The organism is Streptomyces sp. NPDC002577, assembly GCF_053594815.1.
Window position 1 is genome coordinate 40953 of the sequence record NZ_JBSFWK010000030.1, and the last position, 25166, is coordinate 66118.

Consider the following 25166-nt stretch of genomic DNA (forward strand, 5'->3'; position numbering starts at 1 on the left):
GGCCCCTCGGAAACGACGAAGCCCCCGGCGGTCCGACCGCCGGGGGCTTCGTTCTGGAGCGGACGACGAGGCTCGAACTCGCGACCTCAACCTTGGCAAGGTTGCGCTCTACCAACTGAGCTACGTCCGCACTGCGCTGTTGCGCGAGAGCCACTATACCCAACCGCGCGGGCCATGGAGACACACCTCCGCATCCCGGTTCCCGTCTCTCGGCTTCGGGCCGACGGGAAAGAGGCAGCCGGGCGGCAAACTGACCACGATCGGCAGCCCGGTGGGCGGACAGCCAGGCCCGCAGCGATCTGGCTGAATGTGGCAACCGTCACAAATGTCGGATGTCGAATGCAGATCGCCGGCAGACCTCAATCGCCGGACAGACCTCAGAAGCTCATTACGCGAGGAATGGGGGCAATGAAGAGGTCGAGCACGATGCCGGCTCGCATGCGAAAGCCCCGGTCCCAATGGAACCGGGGCTTTCGATCAAGAGCGGACGACGAGGCTCGAACTCGCGACCTCAACCTTGGCAAGGTTGCGCTCTACCAACTGAGCTACGTCCGCATTGCCCCCGATCAGCTCTCACTGACCGGTGCGAGCACCAGCCTACCTGATCCACAACCGTGCTCGGTAAACCATGCCCGGAAAACCGTGGTCGGTAAGCGATGCAGAGCGGGTGACAGGAATCGCACACTGCGCCTCCCCCTTGGAAAGGGGGTGTTCTGCTACTGAACTACACCCGCAAGACCCCGTGAGGTGCGGCCTTTTCGGCCTCGCCCCTCGGCGTGAAACAGACTCTAACTGATCACCGGGGGTACGACGCAAGTCAGTTGCCCGGGGGACTGCTGTGGGCAGGCGTTCCGCAGGGGGATGGGGGTACCTCCCATGCCCTCGGCAATGGGGGAGGGTGGGCACAGCCCACGACGCACGGCCCCCTTGCACGGCAGTGGGGCTAAGGGGCCGCGCGCCGATCGGCGCGGCCCCCTCAGTTCGCCGCGTCGAACGCCTCGTAGACCTTCTTCGGGATCCGGCCGCGCGGCGGTACGTCCATCTTGTTCGAGCGGGCCCAGGCGCGGACCGCCGCGGGAGACGCGGCCACCGCGGTGTGCGTGAAGTCCGCGGCCGTCTTCGCCGCGGCCCCGCCGGCGGACCTCCCGGCGGCTGCCCGCTTGCGGCCGGCCTGCAGGTAGGGAGCCAGCGCCTTACGCAGTTTCCTGGCATTGGCTGGATTGAGGTCGATCTCGTACGACTTGCCGTCCAGACCGAAGGCGATCGTTTCCGCCGCTTCTCCGCCGTCGATGTCGTCGTAGAGAGTGACCACGACACGCTGCGCCACGAATATCGGTCCCTTCGTGCGACACCACTGCGTTGACGTGCGGTGATGGCGACTGTTCGGCAGTATTTGTACAAAGTACGGAGCAAGTATCGACTATTGCCAATTCCTTTGTACAGGGCTTGGCATTGCATTGTGAAGCCCGAGCGAATACGCCCGCGTGTCCAGTTTCGGGGCGAGGGTGACGGTTGGAGAGCGGAGATGCAATCCGGGCCCGCGGTTTTTTCCCTGAATTTTCCGTGAAGACGTACGGCGTGATACCGGTCCGTGATGGCGATCACGTACGTTTGTCCAAGTCTACGCGAGTAGAAATCGGGGCCGGGTAGTCTGAAGGCACTTGCTCACGCACCACACACCGGGAGTGCCAGTGGCACGCGTCGTAGTCGACGTCATGCTCAAGCCGGAGATCCTCGACCCTCAGGGGCAGGCGGTGCAGCGTGCACTGCCGCGCCTCGGCTTCGAGGGCATCTCCGACGTACGTCAGGGAAAGCGCTTCGAACTCGAGGTGGACGGGCCGCTCGACGAAGCCGCCCTCGCCCGTATTCACGAGATGGCGGAGACCTTCCTCGCCAACACCGTGATCGAAGACTTCGTCGTAAAGGTCGAAGAGGCCGACGCTGTAAAGGTGGAGTCGTGACCGCTCGTATCGGAGTCGTCACTTTTCCCGGCACACTCGACGACCGCGACACCCAGCGCGCCGTCCGGCTGGCCGGCGCCGAGGCGGTGCCGCTGTGGCACCGTGACAAGGACCTGAAGCAGGTCGACGCGGTGGTTCTGCCGGGCGGATTCTCCTATGGCGACTATCTGCGCGCCGGAGCCATCTCGCGTTTCTCGCCGCTGATGGAAACGATCATCGACCAGGCCAAGGGCGGATTGCCGGTGCTCGGCATCTGCAACGGCTTCCAGGTGCTCACCGAAAGCCACCTTCTTCCCGGTGCGATGCTGCGGAACAACCATCTGCACTTCATCTGCCGCGACCAGAAGCTGCGCGTGGAGTCGGACCGTACGGCCTGGACCGCCGACTACACCGCCGGCCAGGAGATCTCCATTCCGCTCAAGAACATCGACGGACGGTATGTCGCCGATGCGCGGACGCTGGACATGCTCGAGGCCGAGGGGCGCGTCGCCTTCCGGTACCTCGACGTCAATCCGAACGGGTCGCTGCGCGACATCGCCGGCATCACCAACGAGGCGGGCAACGTCGTCGGCCTCATGCCGCACCCCGAGCACGCCGTGGAGCCGGGGATCGGGACCGGCCGCACCGACGGCCTCGGATTCTTCACCTCGATCCTGAAGAAGCTGGTCAACGTCTGATGACTCTCGACACCGTCAAGCACGCCACCGAAACGCCCGACGTCGAGCAGCCCTGGGCCGAACTGGGCCTGAAGCAGGACGAGTACGAGCGCATCCGCGAGATCCTCGGCCGCCGTCCGACCGGTGCCGAGCTCGCCATGTACTCGGTCATGTGGTCCGAGCACTGCTCGTACAAGAGCAGCAAGGTCCATCTGAAGCAGTTCGGCGACAAGGCTCCCGAGAACGACGCGCTGCTCGTCGGCATCGGCGAGAACGCCGGTGTCGTCGATGTCGGCCAGGGTTACGCGGTCACCTTCAAGGTCGAGTCGCACAACCACCCCAGCTACATCGAGCCGTACCAGGGCGCGGCCACCGGCGTCGGCGGCATCGTCCGCGACATCCTCGCCATGGGCGCCCGCCCGGTCGCCGTGATGGACCCGCTGCGGTTCGGCGCGGCCGACCACCCCGACACCAAGCGCGTGCTGCCGGGTGTCGTCGCGGGCATCGGCGGCTACGGCAACTGCCTGGGCCTGCCGAACATCGGCGGCGAGGTCGTCTTCGACGACTGCTATCAGGGCAACCCGCTGGTCAACGCCCTGTGCGTGGGCGTGATGAGGCACGAGGACATCCACCTCGCGAAGGCGTCCGGCTCGGGCAACAAGGTCATCCTGTACGGGGCCCGGACCGGCGGCGACGGCATCGGCGGTGTGTCGGTGCTGGCCTCCGAGACCTTCGAGTCGACCGGCCCGGCCAAGCGCCCGGCCGTCCAGGTCGGCGACCCCTTCCAGGAGAAGCTCCTCATCGAGTGCACGCTCGAGATCTTCAAGGAGAACCTGGTCGCGGGCATCCAGGACCTCGGCGGTGCCGGCCTGTCCTGCGCGACCTCCGAGCTGGCGAGCGCCGGCTCCGGCGGTATGCGCGTCGAGCTGGACACCGTGCCGCTGCGTGACGCGACGCTCTCGCCCGAGGAGATCCTCATGAGCGAGTCGCAGGAACGCATGTGCGCGATCGTCGAGCCCGACAAGGTCGACCGCTTCCTGGAGATCTGCGAGAAGTGGGACGTCATCGCCACCGTCATCGGTGAGGTCACCGACGGCGACCGGCTGGAGATCTTCTGGCACGGCGAGCAGATCGTCGACGTGCCGCCGCGGACCGTCGCCCACGAGGGCCCGGTGTACAACCGGCCGTTCGAGCGCCCGGAGTGGCAGGACGCCCTGCAGGCCGACGACGCGAACAAGCTGCCGCGGCCCGCGTCCGGCGCCGAGCTCAAGGCGCAGGTCCTCAAGGTCGTCGCGTCGCCGAACCAGGCGTCGAAGTCCTGGATCACCGACCAGTACGACCGCTTCGTGCAGGGCAACACCGTGCTCGCCCAGCCCGAGGACTCCGGCATGATCCGCATCGACGAGGACACCAACCTCGGTGTCGCGGTCGCGACGGACGGCAACGGCCGGTACGCGAAGCTCGACCCGTACGCGGGTGCGCAGCTCGCCCTCGCCGAGGCCTACCGGAACGTGGCGACGACCGGTGCCAAGCCGCTCGCCGTCTCCGACTGCCTCAACTTCGGCTCGCCCGAGGACCCGGCGGTCATGTGGCAGTTCGCCGAGGCCACTCGTGGTCTCGCCGACGCCTGCCTGACGCTCGGCACCCCGGTGACCGGCGGCAACGTCTCGCTCTACAACCAGACGGGCGAGACGGCGATCCACCCGACCCCGGTCGTGGCGGTCCTCGGCGTCATCGACGACGTGACCCGCCGCACGCCGGTCGCCTTCAAGGAAGAGGGCCAGCTCCTCTACCTGCTGGGCGACACCAAGGAGGAGTTCGGCGGTTCGGCCTGGTCGCAGGTCGTCCACGGGCACCTCGGCGGTCTGCCGCCGGTCGTGGACCTGGAGCGGGAGCGGCTGCTCGCCGAGATCCTGATCTCCGCGTCCCGTGACGGCATGATCGACGCCGCCCACGACCTGTCCGACGGCGGTCTGATCCAGGCCGTGACCGAGTCCTGCCTGCGCGGCGGCAAGGGCGCGCGCCTGGTCGTCCCGGACGGCCTGGACGCGTTCACGTTCCTCTTCTCCGAGTCGGCGGGCCGCGCTGTCGTGGCCGTGCCGCGCTCCGAGGAGGTCCGGTTCAACGACATGTGCGGGGCGCGCGGGCTGCCCGTGACCCGTATCGGTGTCGTCGACGGTGACGCGGTCGACGTCCAGGGCGAGTTCGCGCTGTCGCTGGCCGAGCTGCGTACGGCGCACGAGGAGACGATCCCCGCGCTGCTGGCCTGATCCACGCCTGGCCACGCAGGAGCCTGCACGGACAGCCCCCGCCCGAAGCCGGGCGGGGGCTGTCCGGGTATTCGCGCAGATCACCGAATCGACTCCCCGTGACCGGCTAGCCTCGCCCCCATGCCCCCGGCCAAGAAGCGCACTCGCCCCCGCTCCTACGACTCGGCGAAGATCCGCGCCGCCGTCCTCGCCCAGTTCGACGCCGTACGAGAGGCCGTGCGCGCCCTCACCGACGAGCAGCTGGAGCTTCCCGCGCAGCTCGGCGACTGGACCGTCCGGGAGCTGGCCGCACACATCGCCATGACCGTCGAGAGCGTCAGCCGGAACATCGAGCGGGACGCGCCGGCGAAGGCCGAACTCTCCCTGCTGGATCTGCTGTCCGCGTCCGCCTCGCGCGCCGACGACATCGCCGTGGGCACCCGGGAACTCGCCCGCACCAGCCCTGACCTGGACGCGCTCTACGCCCGTACCGAGGAGCGCATCGCCGCGCACCTGGCCACCACACCCGACACCCGGCTGCTCGGCACGCCCGTGGGCGCCATCAGCCTCGGCGACTACCTGGTGACCCGCACGGTCGAACTCGTCGTGCACACCGACGACCTCAACCGTGCCGCGGGCCTCGACATCCCGTACGACCGTCAGGCGCTCGCCGCCTGCACCCGGCTGCTGGCCGACGCGCTCGCCGACAGGGCACCGGGCGCCTCGACCGAGGTGCGCGTTCCGCCCTTCGCCGTGGTGCAGTGCATCGAGGGCCCGAAGCACACCCGTGGCACCCCGCCGAACGTCGTCGAGACCGAGCCGCTGACCTGGATCCGGCTGGCCACCGGCCGTACGACCTGGGCGGCCGAGCTGGCGGCCGCGCACGTCTCGGCGAGCGGTGAGCGAGCCGACCTCTCCGGGCACCTGCCTCTCATGGGGTGACGTGCCTCTGGGTGACATGCCGCACGGAGCGGGAACCCGCTCCGTGCCGGATACGTCACATCGCCGTGAAACGAGTGATGAAGGTGACGTACGCCGCGGTCGGCCTGTTCGGCTCGGCCGCCCTGACCGCCTGCGGCACCCAGGCCGGCAACGGCAGCGGCCAGGTCGGCGGTGACGTACCGGTGGCCGGCATCCGCTGGGTTCCGGAGAAGCTCACGGTGGACGGCAAGGACATCCCCCTTCCGGAAAAGGCCCACGACGCCCATGTGACGTTCGAGCCCGGCGCGGCGAAACCGGGCGAGGCGGGCGGCGAGTCCGGAGGCTCGGTCGGCTGCAACAGCATCGGCGCCGACGTGGAGGTTTCGGGCGACACCGTCAGTGTCTCCGACGTGGCGAGCACCTCGATGGGCTGTCTCGGCCCTGTCCAGAAGTTCGAGGAGCAGTTCCTCCACATCTTCCGGGGCGACCTCGAAGCAACGATCACGCAACCGGAGGACGAGCCGAAGACCCTCACCCTGACCGGCGACGACGGGGACAGCATCACCCTGACCTCCGAGCCCGCCCCGCCGCTGACGGGCACCACCTGGACGGTCGACGCCCTCATCGGCGGAAAGGGCGCCGGCGCCGCCGAACCCCTGCCGAAGGACGCCCGCGGCAAGGCGTATCTCGTCCTCTCGTCCAAGGACGGCAACGATGGCACCGTGCACGGAAGCCTCGGCTGCAACACCTTCTCCGGCAAGGCCACCATCAGGGACGGCAGCGACGGCACGATCGAGTTCGGCCGCCTGGCGACCACCCGCAAGCTGTGCTCGGCCCCCGTCATGAAGACAGAGAACGAGATCAAGGAAATACTGGACGGGAAGAAGGTCGCATACGAGAAGGAACACGACGTCCTGACCTTGACCGCGGACTCCGGCAAGGCCCTCACCGCCCGTGCGGAAAAGGCAAAGTAAGAAGTCCCACTGTCCCCGAATTCGGACCAGTGGTCGATCTCGCCTACACTCGGTGGCGTGCCACGTGGTGACGGTCGACTCAATCACGATCTGCTCCCCGGCGAGAAAGGCCCCCAGGACGCGTGTGGCGTCTTCGGTGTCTGGGCTCCGGGTGAAGAGGTCGCAAAGCTCACGTACTTCGGGCTCTACGCCCTCCAGCATCGGGGTCAGGAATCCGCGGGAATCGCGGTCAGCAACGGCTCCCAGATCCTCGTCTTCAAGGACATGGGCCTCGTGTCCCAGGTCTTCGACGAGACCTCTCTCAGCTCCCTCCAGGGCCACATCGCCGTGGGCCACGCCCGCTACTCCACCACCGGTGCCTCGGTGTGGGAGAACGCGCAGCCGACGTTCCGTGCCACCGCGCACGGCTCCATCGCGCTGGGCCACAACGGCAACCTGGTGAACACGGCGGAGCTCGCCGAGCTGGTCGCCGCCCTCCCCAAGGAGAACGGCCGCGCCACCCAGCTGGCCGCGACCAACGACACCGACCTGGTCACCGCGCTGCTCGCCGGCCAGACCGACGAAGACGGCAAGCCGCTGACCGTCGAGGGCGCCGCCGCCCAGGTCCTGCCCCGGGTCAAGGGCGCCTTCTCGCTCGTCTTCATGGACGAGCACACGCTGTACGCGGCCCGCGACCCCCAGGGCATACGCCCGCTGGTCCTCGGCCGCCTGGAGCGCGGCTGGGTCGTCGCGTCCGAGACCGCGGCCCTGGACATCTGCGGCGCCAGCTTCGTCCGCGAGATCGAGCCGGGCGAGTTCGTCGCCATCGACGAGAACGGACTGCGAACGTCCCGATTCGCGGAAGCGAAGCCCAAGGGCTGTGTCTTCGAGTACGTGTACCTGGCGCGTCCCGACACCGACATCGCCGGCCGGAACGTCTACCTCTCCCGCGTCGAGATGGGCCGCAAGCTCGCCAAGGAGGCCCCGGCCGAGGCCGACCTGGTGATAGCGACGCCGGAGTCCGGCACCCCGGCCGCCGTCGGATACGCGGAGGCGTCCGGCATCCCCTTCGGCAGTGGCCTGGTGAAGAACGCCTACGTCGGCCGTACGTTCATCCAGCCCTCGCAGACGATCCGCCAGCTCGGCATCCGCCTGAAGCTGAACCCCCTCAAGGAAGTCATCAAGGGCAAGCGCCTGGTCGTGGTCGACGACTCGATCGTCCGCGGCAACACCCAGCGCGCCCTGGTCCGCATGCTCCGCGAGGCGGGCGCCGCCGAGGTGCACATCCGCATCTCGTCCCCGCCCGTGAAGTGGCCGTGCTTCTTCGGCATCGACTTCGCGACCCGCGCCGAGCTCATCGCCAACGGCATGAGCGTCGACGAGATCGGCAAGTCCCTCGGCGCCGACTCCCTCGCGTACATCTCCCTCGACGGCATGATCGAGGCGACCACCATCGCCAAGCCGGACCTGTGCCGCGCGTGCTTCGACGGCGAGTACCCGATGGAGCTGCCCGACCCCGAGCTGCTCGGCAAGCAGCTTCTGGAGACCGAGCTGGCCGCAGGCCCGGCGGCCACCGCCGCGACCGACGCGATCCGGCGTCCGTAACCTCGCAGCGCACGACAGCTGTACGACCCGAAGGCTTTCATTTCTCATGTCCGAGACAACTGGTGCCAGCTACGCAGCAGCGGGCGTCGACATCGAGGCGGGCGACCGCGCCGTCGAGCTCATGAAGGAGTGGGTGAAGAAGACCCAGCGACCCGAGGTCCTGGGCGGCCTCGGCGGCTTCGCCGGCCTCTTCGACGCCTCCGCCCTCAAGAGGTACGAGCGGCCCCTCCTGGCCTCCGCCACGGACGGCGTGGGCACGAAGGTCGACCTGGCCCGGCAGCTCGGCGTCTACGACACGATCGGCCACGACCTCGTCGCGATGGTCATGGACGACATCGTGGTGTGCGGCGCCGAACCGCTGTTCATGACCGACTACATCTGTGTCGGCAAGGTCCACCCCGAGCGCGTCGCCGCCATCGTCAAGGGCATCGCCGAGGGTTGTGTGCTGGCCGGCTGCGCCCTCGTCGGCGGCGAGACCGCCGAGCACCCCGGTCTCCTCGGCCCGGACGACTTCGACGTCGCGGGCGCGGGCACGGGCGTCGTCGAGGCGGACCGCCTCCTCGGCCCCGATCGCATCCGCAAGGGTGACGCCGTCATCGCCATGGCGTCCTCGGGTCTTCACTCCAACGGGTACTCGCTCGTCCGCCACGTGGTCTTCGACCGGGCGAACATGCGCCTGGACCAGCAGGTCGAGGAGTTCGGCCGGACCCTCGGCGAGGAGCTCCTGGAGCCCACCAAGATCTACTCGCTGGACTGCCTGGCCCTCACCCGCACCGCCGAGGTGCACGCCTTCAGCCACATCACCGGCGGCGGCCTCGCGGCAAACCTGGCCCGGGTCATCCCGGACGGGCTGCACGCCGTGGTCGACCGCACCACCTGGACCCCGGCCCCGGTCTTCGACCTGGTCGGCAAGGCGGGCGACGTCGAGCGGCTCGAGCTCGAGCGGACCCTGAACATGGGCGTGGGCATGATGGCGATCGTCCCCGAGGAGTCGGTGGACGTGGCGCTCACCACCCTCGCCGACCGGGGCGTGGAGGCCTGGGTAGCCGGCTCCATCACGGACCGTGGCGACCACACGACGGGCGCGGCACTGGTCGGGGACTACGCGGCCTGAGCCGTCGGAGCCGACCGGCAGTGGCCGGGTGGTACAGCGCCTGCCGGTGCGGTACCACCCGGGGCCTGCTGCGACACCACCCGCACCGGCCCGCAGGCAGCACGAAACCCGGTCCGGCGCTAGGGCCCCGGACCGGGTGAGGTGCAGTTGCTACGAGAACTGCGAATGCTGCAAGGTCAAGCGCCGCGGCGCTGCGACGACGGACCGGAGGACTCGTCGTCCTCGTCGTCCTCATCGTCGTCGTTGTACAGATCCGCGTACCGTGCGTACGGGTCGTCGTCCTCGTCGTCCTCGAACGGCTCACCGTTCGGCGGCTGGCTCGAAATCGGACTCGAAGTCGATGCGCCCAGCTCGTTGGCCAGACGCGACAGGTCAGTCCCGCCGCTGTTGTACTTCAGCTGGCGGGCGACCTTCGTCTGCTTGGCCTTGGCCCGGCCGCGCCCCATGGCTCGACCCCCTCGGTGACGGGGCTCGACGGCCCCAGAGTCTTGACACGCGTTCATGATCTGGAACGGGCTCTCCATGGAGAGACCCGTCCGTAGGGCTTCAACGGTACCTGCTTCCGCGGCCATACGGTACGTCGCCCGCAGTACGTGCCTCGGTACAGGACCAACGAGGCGCCCTGTCCTCGCTGGTCAACTGCGATTTTAACCTCTTCCTGGGCTACGACCCGCCGACAGCGTGACACGCATCTCTTATTGCGCTCGGTTCGCCTCCGGGGCGCCAAAGCCGGTGTCGAGAGGGGGACCGTGCTCAGCCTCCTTCGTCGGGCCTCCGCGCACTCCCCCTCTCGACACCGGCGCGCCCCTTCGGCTCACTCGCGGGAGGGGGCACCGTACGCGTCAGCGTGCCGTGCGGGCCTCCGCCATCAGCTGCTCGGCGATCCGGTCGGCCGCGGCGGCCGGCGGAACACCGTCCGACTTCGCACGGGCAAAGATTTCCAGCGTGGTGTCGAAGATCTTCGCGGCCTTCGCCCGGCACCGGTCGAAGTCGAAGCCGTGCAGCTCGTCGGCGACCTGGATGACGCCGCCGGCGTTCACCACGTAGTCCGGCGCGTAGAGGATCCCGCGGTCGGCGAGGTCCTTCTCGACGCCCGGGTGGGCGAGCTGGTTGTTGGCCGCGCCGCACACGACCCGGGCTGTGAGCACCGGCACACTCTCGTCGTTCAGCGCGCCGCCCAGAGCGCACGGGGCGTAGATGTCGAGGCCCTCGGTGCGGATCAGAGCGGCCGTGTCGGACACGGCCGTGAGGCGTCCGCCGGAGTGCTTGTCGAGGACACGGCGTACGGACTCCTCGCGGACGTCCGTGATCACGACCTCGGCGCCGTCCTCCAGCAGGTGCTCCACGAGGTGGTGCCCCACCTTGCCGACGCCCGCGATGCCGATCTTCCGGCCGCGCAGCGTCGGATCGCCCCACAGGTGCTGGGCCGAGGCCCGCATGCCCTGGAAGACGCCGTACGCGGTCAGGACCGACGAGTCGCCGGCCCCGCCCTTCTCGGGCGAGCGGCCGGTCGTCCAGCGGCACTCGCGCGCCACCACGTCCATGTCCTCGACATAGGTGCCGACGTCGCACGCCGTGACGTACCGACCACCGAGCGACGCGACGAACCGGCCGTAGGCGAGCAGCAGCTGCTCGGTCTTGATCTGCTCGGGGTCGCCGATGATCACCGCCTTGCCGCCGCCGTGGTCGAGGCCGGCCATGGCGTTCTTGTACGACATCCCGCGCGAGAGGTTCAGCGCGTCGGCGACGGCCTCCTCCTCGGTCGCGTACGGGTAGAAGCGGGTGCCGCCGAGGGCGGGGCCCAGGGCGGTCGAGTGGATGGCGATCACGGCCTTGAGGCCGCTGGCGCGGTCCTGGCAGAGCACGACCTGCTCATGGCCTCCCTGGTCCGTCCGGAACAGGGTGTGCAGTACATCAGCAGGTGCGCCGGTTACGTCGGTCACTGTGGTGACTCCTGGGTAAGTAGCGGCGGTTGGAGTGCCGGTCCCGTATGGGTGGCGGGCCCGTTACACGAGCCTAGAGCCCGGACGCACCCGCCATGGGCGCAGTGCCGAGGATCACCCTCTCCTGGAGTAGGGGCATGGGACGATTTGCAGTGTTTTCCCGCCTGCCCGCGGGGGAGGGAGCTGCTGTGCCCAAGGTGTCGTCGGTGATCGTTCCGTACACGTGCTACCTGCGCGTGTACGAACCGCTGGCCGCCTTCTCCGAGCCGGAGCGCACCCACTGGGCGCGCTATGCCCGGCGGCCCGAGCACCCCTCGTACCAGGACGAACTTCGCCGTGCCCTGGCCGACTTGCTGCCCACCCCGCCCGTCGCGGTGCCGGTGCACGAGAGCGACGACGCCTTCGTCGCGGACGTCGACGGGGTGCTCTGCATCTGTCCGTGGCGCACCCGGCTGCGTGCCTGGCAGGCGATGGGCGAGCTCGCGGGAGAGCTGCCCGCGAAGGTCCTGGACACGGTGCTGCCGCCGGTGGTGCGCCGCCAGACGGTCGCGGACTACGAGCGGTGGCTCGAGCGCAACCCGGACGCCCGCCCCTGGATCCGCACCGCACGGTGGCAGGTCCCGCTCAACTGGTTCGTGCTGGTCTCCGACGAGGAGCGGGAGTACGAGCGGGGGTCCGGCGAGGCGCCGCCGCTGCTGCGCTACCGGACGCCCATGGTGCAGGCGCGCAGGCGCGTCGCGCGGGGCCTCAAGGCGCTCAAGGACGCCATGGACGAGGGGCCGATGATCGACGGCCTGGTAGATGTTGGTCGATGGCTCGAAGAGTTCCATCCGCGCTCACTCGTCGAGCTCGACTACGGCGGCCTGGTGCACGCCCTGCCGGAGGACCACCTCGACGGGGACCACTCGGCGGCCGATGTGGCCGAGGGCATCGACGCGCTGCGCGCCGGCGACGGCGCCGCGGCCGGCGAGGCTTACGCACGACTGGTCGAGCGCTGGCGGACGGTACGGGACCTGCAGTCGGCCAGCTGACGCCATGACGGCAGTGGCTGGTTCGGGGCTCCGGACGTAGGTTCCGATCCGGGACTTTGGTCCCAAGCGTGACGGACCACACTTACAGGTACCTTGCGTCCATCGGTGCCCCTCGTGCCAAAATAGGACAAGGAGTCCGGGGAGGGCTTCTTCTGTCCAACTTTGCGTCAGATGCCGGGCATCGCATGGTTTGGGGGGGTTTTGTTGCCTCCTGATCGTCCTGTGACTGATCGTCACAGTGGTGTGACTGTCCGCTATGGCATGGTCCATCGGCTTCCGTCGCTGATGAACACCTGGGAGGGCAATTCCATCGGTTTGGCCGACGCGGCTGGACAGATGGTGTAGTTGTAGTGCCGAGGACAAGCCGTTCGTCCTATAACCGACTCGACTCGCGTCCGCTCATTTCGGGCAACGTGGGTCAAGGTGCAGAATTTAGAGGAAAGAACCGAGATGGATTCGGTTCTCCCGAGGAGGCCGCTCATGACCGCTCGCACCCCTGATGCCGAGCCGCTGCTGACCCCGGCTGAGGTCGCCACGATGTTCCGCGTCGACCCGAAGACGGTCACGCGCTGGGCCAAGGCTGGCAAGCTCACGTCGATCCGCACGCTCGGCGGGCACCGCCGCTACCGCGAGGCCGAGGTCCGCGCTCTGCTCGCGGGCATTCCGCAGCAGCGTAGCGAGGCCTGAAACAACCGAATATCGGGCATTCCGGTCCGGTCCCCCAATCTGGCCGACGCCCAACCTGTAGCTCTACACGACGCGGGTCCCGCCCCAACGGGGCCCACACCCAAGTACACCCCCAGGGTGCGTCGTTGATCGCGCTGGACTCCGCCGGGTCCAGCGCGATCTTTTTGTGTGCGGAGGGTCCCGGCTCACGCCGGCGCCGCTCTGTCTGTGAGCCCTCTGCGTGCGGGCCGAGTGCGGCCTGTGATCACGCTGTGGTCGGCCTGAGTGCGGGACGCCTGTTCGGGGGCCCTATGGGCGGCCCGGACGGCCTCTGAGGCGCCCGCCCGGGGCGACTGTGAGACCCCTTGGCGAGACCTCTGTGAGGCACGATACAGCCCTCAGAGGGCAGTGCAATTGCACATATTAAATTGAGTGGTTGTAGACGGGGTGTAAGTAAGGGTGGTCTCAAAACTCATTTGGTGACACCCGTCACATGTCGCCACTATTGCTGATGATGTGTCACCCGAGTTATAGAGGCGCACCGTGGAAGGCATGCCTCCAGCCTCCCACTCCACGGCTGGAAGGCCGGCCGGCTTTGGTCACGTCCTGGGGGGACTTTGGTCCTCACCGGGCTCGCTCACGTTCTCGCCGCGGTCGCTCGGCTCGTCGGCTGTGCTGTCGCGGCCCGCGCCGTCATCGGGGCGGCGCGCTCTGGGCTCCATCGCGAGCCGCAGGAGCTGGTGGCAGACCGGGCAATGGCGCGTCAGATGGCGGTAGCTCGAGGCGGCCGACAGATGGGCGCGCAACAGAGCGCGCGTCTCGTGCCTGGCGGTCACCGGCATGCGCCACCTCCTGCGGTCACGTTCCCTGTTGCCTGAGTACCGGCGGAATGTGACGCAGTCAAGACGCAGGCGGGCAAGGAGAAGGGCCGCACCCCCTTGGCGTACGGCCCCTGATCATGCGGTCCTGACGGGATTTGCTGTGTCCGATTGCGGCTGGCCCGCGGGCGCGGCCTGCGGTTGGTGATGGCTTTGGGTGGGTACGCGGAAGGGCCGCACCTTTATGGGATGCGGCCCTTCGATCTGCGGTCCTGACGGGATTTGCTGTGTCCGATTGCGGCTGGCGCCGCGGGCGCGGCCTGCGGTTGGTGATGGCTTTGGGTGGGTACGCGGAAGGGCCGCACCCTCATGGGATGCGGCCCTTCAATCTGCGGTCCTGACGGGATTTGCCGTGTCTGATTGCGGCTGGCGCCGCGGGCGCGGCCTGCGGTTGGTGATGGCTTTGGGTGGGTACGCGGAAGGGCCGCACCTTTATGGGATGCGGCCCTTCGATCTGCGGTCCTGACGGGATTTGAACCCGCGGCCTCCACCTTGACAGGGTGGCGAGCACTCCAAACTGCTCCACAGGACCAGGTTTCGCAGTCACTTTCCTGCGCTGTGCTGCGAGAAGAGACTGTACAGCAGTGCAGGGGCGCCGGTCGAACTCACGCAGGGCGACGTCGCCGTCACACCCTGGCGGCGGCACGACCGCTACGGAACGGCCGCATCGATCGCCTTCACGATGCGCTTGTCCGAGACGGGGTACGCCGTGCCCAGCGCATGCGCGAAGTAGCTGACCCGCAGCTCCTCGATCATCCAGCGGATGTCCAGGACCTCCTGCGGCACGGGACGCCCCTGCGGCATCTGCTCGAGGAGCCAGGCGTACTCGTCCTGCATCTCCTGGACCTTCTCCATGCGCGTGGTGTCCCGCTGGACGTTCGTCGGCATCTGCTGGAGCCGGCGGTCCGCCGCGACCAGATAGCGCATCAGGTCCGGCAGCCTTCGCAGCCCCGTCTGCGTCACGAAGCCGGGCCTGACGAGGGCGGAGAGCTGCTTGCGTACGTCCGTGAGGTTGGCCAGCAGCGCCGGGCTCGTCGTGGACTTCAGACGGCGCTCGCAGGCCTGCCAGGCAGCCAGCACCTGCTGCACCTGGCCGACCGTCCGCACCGTGGTGTCGACTATGTCGGCGCGCACCTTGTCGTAGAGCTTGCGGTACGACTCCTCGTCCCAGACCGGGCCGCCGAAGTCGGCGATCAGCTTGTCCGCGGCGGCCATGGCGCAGTCGTCGAACAGCGCCTGGATGGAGCCGTGCGGGTTCGCGGACAGGGCGAGCTTCTGCGCGTTGGTGAGCTTCTCCGACGCGAACTTCGCGGGGTTGACCGGGATGTTGCGCAGGATCAGGCGGCGGGTGCCCTTCCACATCGCCTGCTGCTGCTCCGCCTCGGTGTCGAAGAGGCGTACGGACACGGTGTCGCCGTCGTCGACGAGCGCCGGGTACGCCTTCACGGGCTGGCCCGCCCGGCGCGTCTCGAAGACACGCGTGAGCGAGCCGATCGTCCAGTCCGTGAGGCCGGTCTGTTCGAGCGAGCTGCCCCCGGAGCGCTCCGCCGTGGCGGCCGCGGCCTGGGACAGGGCCTTGCGTGCCTTCGGCTTCAGCTGGACCCTCAGCGTCTCCAGGTCCTTGTCCTCGGCCAGCTTGCGGCGCCGCTCGTCGGTGATCCGGAACGTTATGCGCAGATGGTCGGGGACCTTCGCCCAGTCGAAGTCGTCCGCCGTGACGGGGACGCCGACCATGCGCTTCAGCTCGCGGGCGAGCGTGACCGGCAGCGGTTCCTGCTGGGGCACGGCCCGCTCCAGGAACGCCTTGGCGTAGTTCGGTGCGGGCACGTAATGGCGCCGGACCGGCTTCGGCAGGGAGCGGATCAGCTCGGTGACCACCTCCTCGCGCAGTCCCGGGATCTGCCAGTCGAAGCCCTCGGGCGTCACCTGGTTGAGCACCTGGAGCGGGATGTGGACGGTCACGCCGTCGGCATCCGCGCCCGGCTCGAACTGGTACGTCACCCTGAACTTGAGCCGGTCCTGGCGCCAGCTGTCCGGGTAGTCGTCCTTCGACACGTCACCGGCGCGCTCGTTGATGAGCATCGACCGCTCGAAGTCGAGCAGCTCCGGCTCCTCGTGGCGCTTGTGCTTCCACCAGGAGTCGAAGTGCGCGCCCGACACGACGTGTTCGGGCACCCGCTGGTCGTAGAAGTCGAACAGCGTTTCGTCGTCGACGAGGATGTCGCGGCGCCGCGCCCGGTGCTCCAGCTCCTCGACCTCGGTGAGCAGCTTGCGGTTGTCGGCGAAGAACTTGTGGTGCGTACGCCAGTCGCCCTCGACGAGCGCGTTGCGGATGAAAAGTTCGCGGGAGATCTCGGGGTCGATCCGCCCGTAGTTGACCTTCCGCTGGGCGACGATCGGCACGCCGTACAGCGTCACCTTCTCGTACGCCATCACCGCCGCCTGATCCTTCTCCCAGTGCGGTTCGCTGTACGTGTGCTTCAGCAGGTGCTGTGCGAGCGGCTCGACCCACTCCGGTTCGATCTTCGCGTTGACGCGGGCCCAGAGGCGGGACGTCTCCACCAGTTCGGCGGACATGAGGAAGCGCGGCGGCTTCTTGAACAGCGCCGAGCCCGGGAAGACCGCGAACTTCGCGTTCCGCGCACCCAGGTACTCGTTCTTCGTGCCGTCCTTCACGTCCTTCATGCCGATGTGGGACAGCAGTCCTGCGATCAGCGACACGTGGACGGCCTGCTCGGGTGCGTCCTCCTCGTTCAGATGGATGCCCATCTGCTTGGCGACGGTCCGCAGCTGCGTATAGATGTCCTGCCACTCGCGGATGCGCAGGAAGTTGAGGTACTCCGTCTTGCACATCCGGCGGAAGGCCGATGAGCCGAGCGTCTTCTGCTGCTCGCGCAGATAGCGCCAGAGGTTCAGATACGCGAGGAAGTCGCTCGTCTCGTCCTTGAAGCGGGCGTGCTGCTGGTCGGCCTGCGCCTGCTTGTCGACCGGGCGCTCGCGCGGGTCCTGGATGGACAGGGCGGCCGCGATCACCATGACCTCGCGTACGCAGCCGTTCTTGTCCGCCTCCAGGACCATCCGGGCGAGCCGGGGGTCGACGGGCAGCTGGGCCAGCTTGCGGCCGAGCGGGGTGAGGCGCCCCCGTACGTCCTTCTGGGCGGGGTCGAGCGCGCTCAGTTCCTCGAGGAGCTGGACGCCGTCGCGGATGTTGCGGTGGTCCGGCGGGTCGATGAAGGGGAACTTCTCGATGTCGCCGAGGCCCGCCGCGGTCATCTGGAGGATGACGGAGGCGAGGTTCGTACGGAGGATCTCGGCGTCCGTGAACTCCGGGCGGGCGAGGAAGTCGTCCTCGGAGTACAGCCGGATGCAGATGCCGTCACTCGTACGGCCGCAGCGGCCCTTGCGCTGGTTGGCGCTGGCCTGGCTGACGGGCTCGATGGGCAGGCGCTGCACCTTGGTGCGGTGGCTGTAGCGCGAGATACGGGCCGTGCCCGGGTCGATGACGAACTTGATGCCGGGGACGGTGAGGGATGTCTCGGCGACGTTGGTTGCGAGAACGATCCTGCGGCCGGTGTGCGGCTGGAAGACGCGGTGCTGCTCGGCGTGCGACAGCCGGGCGTAGAGAGGCAGGACCTCGGTGAATCTGTACTTCTTCTTGTTCAGGGCGTCCGCGGTGTCGCGGATCTCGCGCTCTCCGGAGAGGAAGACGAGGATGTCGCCCCGGCCCTCCGCCATCAGCTCCTCGACCGCGTCCGTGATCGCCGTGATCTGGTCGCGGTCGGCGTCGTCGGAGTCCTCTTCGAGGAGCGGGCGGTAGCGCACCTCGACGGGGTACGTACGGCCCGAGACCTCGACGATCGGGGCGTCCCCGAAGTGGCGCGAGAAGCGCTCGGGGTCGATGGTCGCCGAGGTGATGACGACCTTGAGGTCCGGGCGGCGGGGCAGCAGCTGGGCCAGGTAGCCCAGCAGGAAGTCGATGTTGAGGGACCGCTCGTGGGCCTCGTCGATGATGATCGTGTCGTAGGCGCGCAGCTCGCGGTCCGTCTGGATCTCGGCGAGCAGGATGCCGTCCGTCATCAGCTTGATGAACGTCGCGTCGGGGTCCACCTGGTCGGTGAACCGGACCTTCCAGCCGACGGCCTCACCGAGCGGCGTCCTCAGTTCCTCGGCCACGCGTTCGGCGACCGTGCGGGCGGCGATGCGGCGCGGCTGCGTATGGCCGATCATGCCGCGCACGCCGCGGCCCAGCTCCAGGCAGATCTTGGGGATCTGCGTGGTCTTGCCGGAGCCGGTCTCGCCCGCGACGATCACCACCTGGTGGTCGCGGATCGCCTCGAGGATCGCGTCGCGCTTCTGGCTGACCGGCAGCGATTCGGGATACGTGATCTCCGGCAACCGGGTCGCACGCCCGGCCAGCCGGTCCGCCGCCTTGTCGATCTCCCCGGAGATCTCGGCCAGCACCGCGTCCCGCGCCTGCGGCTTGCGGATGCGGCGGGCCCCGTCGAGCCGGCGCCCGAGCCGCTGCGCGTCACGCAGGGACAGCTCGGCCAGCCGTGAGCCGAGCTCGGCGAAGGCGGTGGGGGCGGAGGCAGGGTGCGTAGACATACGGGGACCAGGATCGCATCCGGGGCGTGCGTGCGGCCAACCTATTCCGGGCGCGGCTCAGGCCGGGGCTGATGGCGGGGGGCCAGGGAGGCTGTGGTGCTGTAGCCACACCTGATCGTCACGCGCCGGACGGCCGGTGCGGCCGCCTCACCCGTCCGGGGCCGGCCGGCGGCGCGAACGAGTCCTTCCGTATGCGGGGACGCTCTCGTCTGCCCAGGCTGGAAGGTGCCGCAGCCCGTGATCCGCAGTGAGGGGCGATGATCGTATCGGTGGTGTCGATGCCGGAAGGGATCGTCGCTCGTGCACATGTGTCGGAGGCACGTGAGCGTCTCGCGACATCCCGTTTCCTGTTCGTCGACATCGAACTGCCCGAGGAGACCGCACCCGACGAAACACCGGTCGCCCACCAGCTCGGTCTGGAGGCCGCTTACCTGACGTGGCTCGGCAAGGAGGGCGAAGCCGCGCGGGCCGAGTTCCTCGGGGACAGCGCCGGGTTCGTCGTACCCGTGGTCGAAGAGGAGCAGGTCGCTCACGTCCATGCCTACGTGACCGAGCGGCATCTGATCACGGTCCACCGAGGACCGGTCGGGCTGCTCCGGAGCCTGACGGCCCGGTTGCCGCACGAGAGGCCTCCGGACGCCGTGGCCACGCTGTTCCTGCTCCTGCAGGAGGCTCTGGAGACGTTTCGCCGGTCGGCCGTGCGGGCCCTGCTGGCGGTGGAGGAGCTCGAGGACGAGATGTTCCAGCGACGGGACCCCGGGCAGGTCTACCGGCTGGCACGTCTGCGACGCCGCGCGGCCCTTATGCACCACGCGCTCCTGCCCTACCTGGAGTCGGCGGACGAGGTCTTCACGCGGCGGATGATGAACCCCCGTTTCCCGGAGGAGCGGCAGCGGCTCGCTCGCGCGTACCAGCACAATTCGAGACTGGTGCTCACGGACATCGAGTCCCTCCAGGAAGCCTCCCGGCGTGCCTTCGTCAGCTACTCCACCCTTGTGTCCGGCGAGCAGAACGGCGTGATCAACCGGCTGGCCGTCGTGTCGGTGATCTTCCTGCCGTTGTCGTTCCTGACCGGGTTCTTCGGCATGAACTTCACCTACATGACCGACGAGTTGGAGAGCAAGGCCGTCTTCTGGCTGCTCGCCGTGGGGCTGCAGTCGACCGTCCTGCTTGTCGCCCTCTACGTACTGCACCGCACCCGCTTCTGGCGCAAGCTGCGCGAGGACGACGGCCCCGAGGGCTGATGGGCCACGCCGACACTCACCGTGGAGCGCTCGCTCCAGAGGGTTGCGGGAAGCGCATGGTCATGCTCAAGGAAATCGCGTGCACGGGTCGGCGCAGAGAGATACGAAAACGCCCCCGCCGAAGATCTTCGGCGGGGGCGAATGCCCTGGTGGGCGATGGTGGCTGGGGCCGGGGTCGAACCGGCGACCTTCCGCTTTTCAGGCCGTGTCTCGGCTGATCAGCCCCTGATCACGGGGTGAGCGAGTGATCGCGGTCGGCCGTGACTGTGTGCTGCTGTTGGCGTATGGGTTGGCGTACGCCGCGGCTCAATGGGTGCACGACACGATGCCTGTGACGATCACTCGTCAGCGCTGCGGCTGACTGCCTGCGAGTCACTTTGGGAACCGTCGTCTTCTACCGCACGGACCAGAGGTCGCACCACACCAGGTCGCTCTGTGTATCCATCAACCTTGCTCTGCAGATGCTGGACAACTTCTGACATAGGAGGCAAGTCATCGTGACGCAGGTAGGCAATAAGAGCGTCACTGATCTCGTCGGCCACGCTGATCATGAACATCACCCCCATTAGGTACGTGTCACCAGCGCCCCGCCACCTGTCGCCGAGCCGGACAAGCATCATCACGCGGTCGTACACGGCGCGGTCCGGGATGCGCCTAACGGCCTGGGCGACGCTAGTCAGGTGCTGTCGGCTGGTGGCGCTCCACAGCAAGTTGTAATCCTGCATACGGACGCCCAGCTCTTCTCCCGAGACTGACGCGCAGCTGTCCCTGAGCTGATCACAGTGCGAGAGGCACAGTTCGACGGCGGCCTCACCCAACTCCCGTAACCGATCTTCCCGTGCCAGGGTTCTCTGATGAGTCATAGTCAGCCTTGTAGCCAGCAGGGTTGTACCGCCACCTATGAGGGCACCGAGCACAGCCCCGCCGAAACCGAATAAACCTGCCAGAGTTTCAGCTTCCATTGGCCAACATTCACCACTTCTCCGTGTGTCGGCAGAGGTCTCGCTGTTGGTAGCCGCCGGGTACGCCTGCGCCAGCGACCTCCCAGAAGGCCTGCGCGCTGACGAAGTGCCCGCCGAGCGTGTGCCACGCCAACTTGGGGTGGTCGGCGCGGAGCGCGGCCAAGCCTGCCTTGGCCAGCCCGCATCGCTGGTATTGCGGATCGGTGTGCGGTTCCTCAACCCAGCCGAGCCGACAGCGGCGGCAGATCTTGTAGTCGACACCGAATACGACTTCGCTGTGAAGCTTGGCCGCTCGATGACGCCAACCAGTGCGTATGGGAGAGATCGTGTCTTGCCACGGTGTGTCCAAGCTGGGGACTTGGGGCCAGCCGGCTTGCTGGCCGAGCCGTCCACGGCTGATCCTCCGCAGCATCTGCCGCCAGGGCTCCAGCCCGTATGCGCGCCCTAACTCGCGGGTCTGCTCGGCAAGGCGCAGCGCTGCTTGCCTGTCCTCATCGATCGTCATGCCGCTCATCGTGCCCACGCCGTGTGCCTCGTAGGCACAGTCGTCCGCGACTCAAACTGATTCGAGCAGGTGACGCCCGTCGTGAGCGCGGACATGGGGCGCTACGGCCGCATCGAGGGCGTCCAGGATGCGCACCGCGTAGACCTCCCCCATCCACTTCCTGACTTCCTCGGGAGTCAGCCATTCCACAGCCGTCGACTCGCTCGACGTGCGTGTCTCGCCGTCGAGCGGACGGCACAGGAAGACGAGAGCCACGATGCCCCGGCTCATGTTCTTGTAGACGCCGGTGAGTCGTTCCACGGATACGCGGATTCCTGTCTCTTCCAGCACCTCCCGAACGGCGCCGTCCTCCGGGCGTTCGTCCAGTTCAAGGACCCCGCCCGGAGGTTCCCAGGTGCCGTTGTCCGCACGGCGGATCGCGAGTACGCGGCCGTCGTCCCGCACAACCACGCCAGCGACCGAAACCGAGTGAAGCGACATCGACGCGCCTTCCTGGGTAGCGTTACTCATGTACAGGAGCTTAGGAGGAACAGAAGGACATGGGCACCACGCCTTCAAGGGATTCCGGCAAACCACGGTACCTACAGATCGCTGACGACTTGGCGCAGCAAATCAGGGAGAAGGTCCTGCCGCCGGGAGAGCAGGTACCCAGCGAATCCGCACTTATGGAGAGGTACGCCGTATCGCAGGGAACGGTTCGCAAGGCGATGACCGAGCTGCGGGCGACGGGCCTTGTTGAGACCCGGCACGGTAAGGGCTCGTACGTGAAGAGCCGTCCGCCAGTAAGCCGCAAGTCGTCGGATCGGTTCCGCCGGTCGCACCGCATGGCAGGCAAGGCGGCATACCTGGCCGAAGCAGAGCAGGCGGGCAGCAGGCCCAGTGTGAGCGTGCTCTATGTCGGCCCGATTGAGGCTCCGGCGGAGATCGCGGAGAGGCTGTCTGTGCCGACCGGCGCGAAGGTCCTTGCGCGCCGACGGCTGTACTTCAGCGATGGCATCCCGACCGAGGAGGCCACGTCGTATCTGCCGTGGGACGTAGCCAGGGACATCCCCGAACTGTTCGAGGAGAACCCCGGAGGCGGAGGTATCTACGCCCGCTTGGAAGAGCACGGCCACACGCTGAAGGAGCTGGCAGAGACGATCCGCGTCCGCCTGGCCACGAAGCAGGAGACCGTGGCGCTCAGCCTCAGCCCGGGGTCACCCGTCATTCACCTGACGCGCAACGCGGAAAGCGAAGCCGGGCGAGTGGTCGAGGTATGCGACACCATCATGGCCGCTGACCAGTTCGTTTTGGACTACCGCATCCCTGCCGGCGACTAGCCAGCCCAGCTCCTGACGCCCAGCCTGTCGCAGCAAATTCGCGCGGCGGGTTGACTCATGTACAGGAGTTGGGCACTCTCTTACATGTCACTCCTGCACATAAGTGCATGAGTGCAGGTGCTGCCGCGCGCAGCGCTGCACTCGGTACTCGCTGGTGTGGCGAAGGGGCCCGGGATAGAGCGGGCCGAGGGACCCGGCTCCTTGGCAGTCCGGAGGGCACAGACCGAAAGGTCACGTCTCTGCCTGAAACGGGACGAGGCGGCTCTACCTGATACGGGAGCCGCAGTCCTGAAGGAGACACCTGTACGGCTTTCACCCTTCCGCAGCCCCTGCATGTGCTGCGGCCGGTTGCCTCCGCTGCTCGTCTCGTACGAGCAGCGCTGAGGGGAGCCGGAGATTCCGACTTCAACGGCGCGCGGCCCCGGTGCGGGAACACCGGGGCCGCTGTTCGGGCCGTTGCTACCTGCTAGGGAGAACACGACCCATGAAGTACATCGCTGCACTTCAGACGGCCGTTACCGTCGCCGTCGACAGCATCGACCGCGAGCCGACGTCCGCGGAGCTGGACGCGATCGAGCGGGAGATGCCGGTCATCCTGGCCGGCGTCGACCTGCTCGACGCACAGATCATCACCCTCGACCGCATCCCGAGCCAGCTGGACCAGCGGCGCATCCGCCGCGCCCGCCGTCGGGTACTCACCGCGCGTCGCGAGCTGGCCAACAAGGCTGCCGCCGCCGTGCAGACGGGCGGTGCCGCATGATGGCCGACGCTCCCGCCCCCGAAGTTCTGCTGGACCACACGGGCAAGCCGCGGGCTCGCTTTGACATGCCGCTCACCTACGAAGCGGCGCGGCTGGGCCTGGCCTTCCATGAGGCCGGTCATGCAGTGCTGGCCATGGCCTACGGGATGCGCGTACTGACCAGCGAGGTCATCGCCTGGTCCCGTGAAGAGGGCGGTTTTTCCGTCACCGGAAACACCGCTTTTCAGGCTGAGGACATCTGCCCATGGCGTTTCGCCGCGCAGGCCGCGGCCGGGGAGATCGCCCATGCCCAGTACCTGATGGCCTACGGGCTGTGGACGCCGGAGCGGGCCTATGCCTGCACTTCGGACCACGACCGCGAGCAGGCCATCGACATCCTGGACGGCTTCGGCTACCGGCTCGGCCGCGACTGCATCCCCGAGGGCGGCAAGTCCTGGGGGATGGTGCGCGGGATGGCCCGCCGGAAGATCGGTTACCTGTGGCGGGAGATCCGCACCGTGGCCCACGCCATGGACGAACGCACCCGCTTGACCGGCGACGAGATCGCCGCCCTGACCGGCATGGTCAACCCTCCGCTTCAGGGGGGTGCGGCATGAACGCCAAGACCGTACTGCCCGCCGTCGCGATGACGGCGGTGTCGATGGTGCTCACCCTGGCCGTGGTCGTGATGTGGCTCGGCACGGCGATGCCGTGGCCCGTCGCCCTGGTCGTCGGTCTCGGGATCGACGGAGGGTGGCTGGCCACCCTCGCCTACGAGCGCCGGTTGGCCGCGCAGGGCGACCACAGCCGCGCGGTCACCGCCGTCGGCTGGTGCTTCGGCCTGATCGCGGCCGGCGTTCTCGTGGCGCACGCGCTCACCGCTGAGCAGTCCGCCGGCGCGTGGCTGGCCGTGGCGTGGCTGCCCATCGCGGCCAAGGCCCTGTGGCTGGTGCACGGGCTGTGGGAGCGGACCGCGCTCACCCCGACGGCGCTGGGCGCCATCCGGGGCATCCAGCAAGAGGCCCGCGACGAAGCGGCCGTGGCCCGCGCTCGGCTGCGGGCGGAGGCCGCCACCGAGGAGACCCGACTGACGGCCGTGACGGAGGCCGGTGCCCGCGTCGCCCGCGTCCAGGCCAGGACCGCTCAGACCCTCTCGCGGGCCTGGTCGACGCTGGAGACGGCGCGGGACGGCGAGGACACCGGCAGGGCGCTGACCAGCGTGACGAACCGCGTCACGCCCGGTGTCACGCCCCGGTGGGAACTCCCGGTCTGGGGACCCACGGAGCCCGTTCCCGCGCTCGATGCGGCACCCGCGCTCACCGACGAGGCACTTGACGCGTTGGTCGACGAGATCCGTCACAGCGAGGTTCCCGCCCTGTCCTACCGCGAGATGGCCACCCGCTTCCGGGCGGCCGGCCACTCCGCCTCCGAGGTCCGCTTGCGGGCCGCGTGGAAGCGCGTCGCCTGATGGCCGCGCTGCCGGTGTTCCGGTGGCGCCTCGCCCCGGACGGTTACGCCACCCGCCGACAACTGAGGGCGCGTGGCCTGCGCCCGGGAGGTCAGGAGGTGGCCGCTCAGCTCGAACGGCCGCGGCGCCGCCGTGGGCCGCTGGTCGCCTACCTCTACCGGGTCGACCTGGCCAAGCCGGTACGCCCCATGACCGACGCGAAGCGGGCGGCACTGGCCAAGGCCAACGCCGCCCGTCGCACCTGCCCGCAGTGCCGCACCGATGCGGGCTACGTCATCCCCGCCGCCCTCGGCACCTGCGCGACCTGCGCCTACCCCGACCCCTGCGAATCTGTGAGGAGTTCCTGA

23 protein-coding genes and 4 tRNA genes are annotated in these 25166 nt (G+C 68.3%); 15 read left to right on the forward strand and 12 right to left on the reverse strand.

The features are described 5' to 3' along the window. Window positions 1-54: 54 nt before the first annotated feature. The 4 genes from ACWD4J_RS29520 to ACWD4J_RS29535 all read right to left on the reverse strand — a co-directional run bounded on the left by ACWD4J_RS29520 (window position 55) and on the right by ACWD4J_RS29535 (window position 1327). Window positions 55-130 (reverse strand) — tRNA-Gly (locus ACWD4J_RS29520). A 352-nt stretch (window positions 131-482) separates the two neighbouring features. Further along, window positions 483-555, reverse strand: a tRNA-Gly gene (locus ACWD4J_RS29525). Between the two features lie 107 nt (window positions 556-662). Then, window positions 663-734, reverse strand: a tRNA-Gly gene (locus ACWD4J_RS29530). 242 nt (window positions 735-976) lie between these two features. Further along, window positions 977-1327: a histone-like nucleoid-structuring protein Lsr2 gene (locus tag ACWD4J_RS29535; RefSeq protein WP_451398492.1), complete on the reverse strand. Its 351-nt coding sequence runs from the start codon at window positions 1325-1327 to the stop codon at window positions 977-979. A 364-nt stretch (window positions 1328-1691) separates the two neighbouring features. On the opposite strand from ACWD4J_RS29535, the gene purS reads away from it, so the two are divergent. The 7 genes from purS (at window position 1692) to purM (ending at window position 9459) form a co-directional block, all read left to right on the forward strand. Then, window positions 1692-1961 carry a phosphoribosylformylglycinamidine synthase subunit PurS gene (purS, locus tag ACWD4J_RS29540; RefSeq protein WP_451398493.1) on the forward strand — a complete coding sequence of 90 codons (270 nt, stop codon included), beginning with the start codon at window positions 1692-1694 and terminating at the stop codon, window positions 1959-1961. After that, on the forward strand, window positions 1958-2638 hold the full coding sequence (gene purQ / locus ACWD4J_RS29545; protein ID WP_451398494.1) for a phosphoribosylformylglycinamidine synthase subunit PurQ: 681 nt from the start codon (window positions 1958-1960) through the stop codon (window positions 2636-2638). The genes purS and purQ overlap by 4 nt, the downstream gene beginning before the upstream one ends. Continuing rightward, window positions 2638-4887 carry a phosphoribosylformylglycinamidine synthase subunit PurL gene (gene purL, locus ACWD4J_RS29550; protein ID WP_451398495.1) on the forward strand — a complete coding sequence of 750 codons (2250 nt, stop codon included), beginning with the start codon at window positions 2638-2640 and terminating at the stop codon, window positions 4885-4887. The genes purQ and purL overlap by 1 nt, the downstream gene beginning before the upstream one ends. Before the next feature lie 120 nt (window positions 4888-5007). Then, window positions 5008-5808: a sterol carrier family protein gene (locus ACWD4J_RS29555; RefSeq protein ID WP_451398496.1), complete on the forward strand. Its 801-nt coding sequence runs from the start codon at window positions 5008-5010 to the stop codon at window positions 5806-5808. 65 nt (window positions 5809-5873) lie between these two features. Beyond that, window positions 5874-6761, forward strand: a complete 888-nt coding sequence (locus ACWD4J_RS29560) for an META domain-containing protein (RefSeq protein WP_451398497.1) — start codon at window positions 5874-5876, stop codon at window positions 6759-6761. Window positions 6762-6818: 57 nt separating this feature from the next. Then, window positions 6819-8345 (forward strand): amidophosphoribosyltransferase, encoded by a 1527-nt coding sequence (gene purF / locus ACWD4J_RS29565; RefSeq protein WP_451398498.1) that lies wholly within the window; start codon window positions 6819-6821, stop codon window positions 8343-8345. 46 nt (window positions 8346-8391) lie between these two features. Beyond that, a complete protein-coding gene (purM, locus tag ACWD4J_RS29570; RefSeq protein ID WP_451398499.1) occupies window positions 8392-9459 on the forward strand; it encodes a phosphoribosylformylglycinamidine cyclo-ligase in 1068 nt (355 codons plus the stop codon). A 176-nt stretch (window positions 9460-9635) separates the two neighbouring features. Here purM and ACWD4J_RS29575 read toward each other — a convergent pair whose 3' ends face one another. Continuing rightward, on the reverse strand, window positions 9636-9905 hold the full coding sequence (locus ACWD4J_RS29575; RefSeq protein ID WP_451398500.1) for a DUF3073 domain-containing protein: 270 nt from the start codon (window positions 9903-9905) through the stop codon (window positions 9636-9638). Between the two features lie 396 nt (window positions 9906-10301). Then, a complete protein-coding gene (locus ACWD4J_RS29580; protein WP_451398501.1) occupies window positions 10302-11402 on the reverse strand; it encodes a Leu/Phe/Val dehydrogenase in 1101 nt (366 codons plus the stop codon). A gap of 188 nt (window positions 11403-11590) precedes the next feature. Here ACWD4J_RS29580 and ACWD4J_RS29585 point away from each other — a divergent pair, with 188 nt between their 5' ends. Together ACWD4J_RS29585 and bldC are read left to right on the forward strand one after the other, a co-directional pair. Continuing rightward, window positions 11591-12433 carry a hypothetical protein gene (locus ACWD4J_RS29585; RefSeq protein ID WP_451398502.1) on the forward strand — a complete coding sequence of 281 codons (843 nt, stop codon included), beginning with the start codon at window positions 11591-11593 and terminating at the stop codon, window positions 12431-12433. Window positions 12434-12913: 480 nt separating this feature from the next. Continuing rightward, window positions 12914-13120, forward strand: coding sequence for a developmental transcriptional regulator BldC (gene bldC, locus ACWD4J_RS29590; RefSeq protein ID WP_003949541.1), 207 nt, complete (start codon window positions 12914-12916; stop codon window positions 13118-13120). A gap of 578 nt (window positions 13121-13698) precedes the next feature. Here the strand turns inward: bldC and ACWD4J_RS29595 are convergent. The 3 genes from ACWD4J_RS29595 to hrpA form a co-directional block, all read right to left on the reverse strand. Further along, window positions 13699-13941 (reverse strand): DUF6274 family protein, encoded by a 243-nt coding sequence (locus ACWD4J_RS29595; protein ID WP_451398503.1) that lies wholly within the window; start codon window positions 13939-13941, stop codon window positions 13699-13701. A gap of 493 nt (window positions 13942-14434) precedes the next feature. Then, window positions 14435-14509 (reverse strand) — tRNA-Asp (locus ACWD4J_RS29600). Window positions 14510-14628: 119 nt separating this feature from the next. After that, window positions 14629-18582 carry an ATP-dependent RNA helicase HrpA gene (gene hrpA, locus ACWD4J_RS29605; RefSeq protein ID WP_451398504.1) on the reverse strand — a complete coding sequence of 1318 codons (3954 nt, stop codon included), beginning with the start codon at window positions 18580-18582 and terminating at the stop codon, window positions 14629-14631. Window positions 18583-18839: 257 nt separating this feature from the next. Between hrpA and ACWD4J_RS29610 the strand changes: the two genes are divergently transcribed. Beyond that, window positions 18840-19826: a CorA family divalent cation transporter gene (locus ACWD4J_RS29610; protein ID WP_451398505.1), complete on the forward strand. Its 987-nt coding sequence runs from the start codon at window positions 18840-18842 to the stop codon at window positions 19824-19826. Between the two features lie 338 nt (window positions 19827-20164). Here ACWD4J_RS29610 and ACWD4J_RS29615 read toward each other — a convergent pair whose 3' ends face one another. From ACWD4J_RS29615 to ACWD4J_RS29625, 3 genes are read right to left on the reverse strand one after another with little or no spacing between them, the layout of a single operon-like run. Then, window positions 20165-20788 carry a hypothetical protein gene (locus ACWD4J_RS29615; protein ID WP_451398506.1) on the reverse strand — a complete coding sequence of 208 codons (624 nt, stop codon included), beginning with the start codon at window positions 20786-20788 and terminating at the stop codon, window positions 20165-20167. 10 nt (window positions 20789-20798) lie between these two features. Then, a complete protein-coding gene (locus ACWD4J_RS29620; RefSeq protein ID WP_451398507.1) occupies window positions 20799-21293 on the reverse strand; it encodes a hypothetical protein in 495 nt (164 codons plus the stop codon). A 51-nt stretch (window positions 21294-21344) separates the two neighbouring features. Beyond that, window positions 21345-21803 (reverse strand): NUDIX hydrolase, encoded by a 459-nt coding sequence (locus tag ACWD4J_RS29625; protein WP_451398508.1) that lies wholly within the window; start codon window positions 21801-21803, stop codon window positions 21345-21347. A 29-nt stretch (window positions 21804-21832) separates the two neighbouring features. Between ACWD4J_RS29625 and ACWD4J_RS29630 the strand changes: the two genes are divergently transcribed. From ACWD4J_RS29630 to ACWD4J_RS29650, 5 genes are all read left to right on the forward strand, one after another. Further along, window positions 21833-22612 (forward strand): GntR family transcriptional regulator, encoded by a 780-nt coding sequence (locus ACWD4J_RS29630; protein ID WP_451398509.1) that lies wholly within the window; start codon window positions 21833-21835, stop codon window positions 22610-22612. Window positions 22613-23096: 484 nt separating this feature from the next. Beyond that, window positions 23097-23372, forward strand: coding sequence for a DUF6284 family protein (locus tag ACWD4J_RS29635; protein ID WP_451398510.1), 276 nt, complete (start codon window positions 23097-23099; stop codon window positions 23370-23372). Continuing rightward, window positions 23372-23968 (forward strand): hypothetical protein, encoded by a 597-nt coding sequence (locus ACWD4J_RS29640; RefSeq protein WP_451398511.1) that lies wholly within the window; start codon window positions 23372-23374, stop codon window positions 23966-23968. The genes ACWD4J_RS29635 and ACWD4J_RS29640 overlap by 1 nt, the downstream gene beginning before the upstream one ends. Continuing rightward, complete coding sequence (locus tag ACWD4J_RS29645; protein WP_451398512.1) at window positions 23965-24819, forward strand: protein spdB; 855 nt, start codon at window positions 23965-23967, stop codon at window positions 24817-24819. Before ACWD4J_RS29640 ends, ACWD4J_RS29645 begins: the two co-directional genes overlap by 4 nt. After that, window positions 24819-25166, forward strand: a complete 348-nt coding sequence (locus ACWD4J_RS29650; RefSeq protein ID WP_451398543.1) for an RRQRL motif-containing zinc-binding protein — start codon at window positions 24819-24821, stop codon at window positions 25164-25166. Before ACWD4J_RS29645 ends, ACWD4J_RS29650 begins: the two co-directional genes overlap by 1 nt.

Excerpts from the sequence above, each read along its gene's own strand:
- ACWD4J_RS29595 (WP_451398503.1), bottom strand. The coding sequence starts at position 13,941 with ATGCCGGTGACCGCCAGGCACGAGACGCGCGCTCTGTTGCGCGCCCAT.
- ACWD4J_RS29630 (WP_451398509.1), top strand. The coding sequence starts at position 21,833 with ATGGGCACCACGCCTTCAAGGGATTCCGGCAAACCACGGTACCTACAG.
- purL (WP_451398495.1), top strand. The coding sequence starts at position 2,638 with ATGACTCTCGACACCGTCAAGCACGCCACCGAAACGCCCGACGTCGAG.
- ACWD4J_RS29635 (WP_451398510.1), top strand. The coding sequence starts at position 23,097 with ATGAAGTACATCGCTGCACTTCAGACGGCCGTTACCGTCGCCGTCGAC.
- ACWD4J_RS29625 (WP_451398508.1), bottom strand. The coding sequence starts at position 21,803 with ATGAGTAACGCTACCCAGGAAGGCGCGTCGATGTCGCTTCACTCGGTT.
- hrpA (WP_451398504.1), bottom strand. The coding sequence starts at position 18,582 with ATGTCTACGCACCCTGCCTCCGCCCCCACCGCCTTCGCCGAGCTCGGC.
- ACWD4J_RS29575 (WP_451398500.1), bottom strand. The coding sequence starts at position 9,905 with ATGGGGCGCGGCCGGGCCAAGGCCAAGCAGACGAAGGTCGCCCGCCAG.
- ACWD4J_RS29640 (WP_451398511.1), top strand. The coding sequence starts at position 23,372 with ATGGCCGACGCTCCCGCCCCCGAAGTTCTGCTGGACCACACGGGCAAG.
- ACWD4J_RS29610 (WP_451398505.1), top strand. The coding sequence starts at position 18,840 with ATGATCGTATCGGTGGTGTCGATGCCGGAAGGGATCGTCGCTCGTGCA.
- ACWD4J_RS29645 (WP_451398512.1), top strand. The coding sequence starts at position 23,965 with ATGAACGCCAAGACCGTACTGCCCGCCGTCGCGATGACGGCGGTGTCG.
- ACWD4J_RS29555 (WP_451398496.1), top strand. The coding sequence starts at position 5,008 with ATGCCCCCGGCCAAGAAGCGCACTCGCCCCCGCTCCTACGACTCGGCG.
- ACWD4J_RS29650 (WP_451398543.1), top strand. The coding sequence starts at position 24,819 with ATGGCCGCGCTGCCGGTGTTCCGGTGGCGCCTCGCCCCGGACGGTTAC.
- ACWD4J_RS29615 (WP_451398506.1), bottom strand. The coding sequence starts at position 20,788 with ATGGAAGCTGAAACTCTGGCAGGTTTATTCGGTTTCGGCGGGGCTGTG.
- bldC (WP_003949541.1), top strand. The coding sequence starts at position 12,914 with ATGACCGCTCGCACCCCTGATGCCGAGCCGCTGCTGACCCCGGCTGAG.
- ACWD4J_RS29620 (WP_451398507.1), bottom strand. The coding sequence starts at position 21,293 with ATGACGATCGATGAGGACAGGCAAGCAGCGCTGCGCCTTGCCGAGCAG.
- purM (WP_451398499.1), top strand. The coding sequence starts at position 8,392 with ATGTCCGAGACAACTGGTGCCAGCTACGCAGCAGCGGGCGTCGACATC.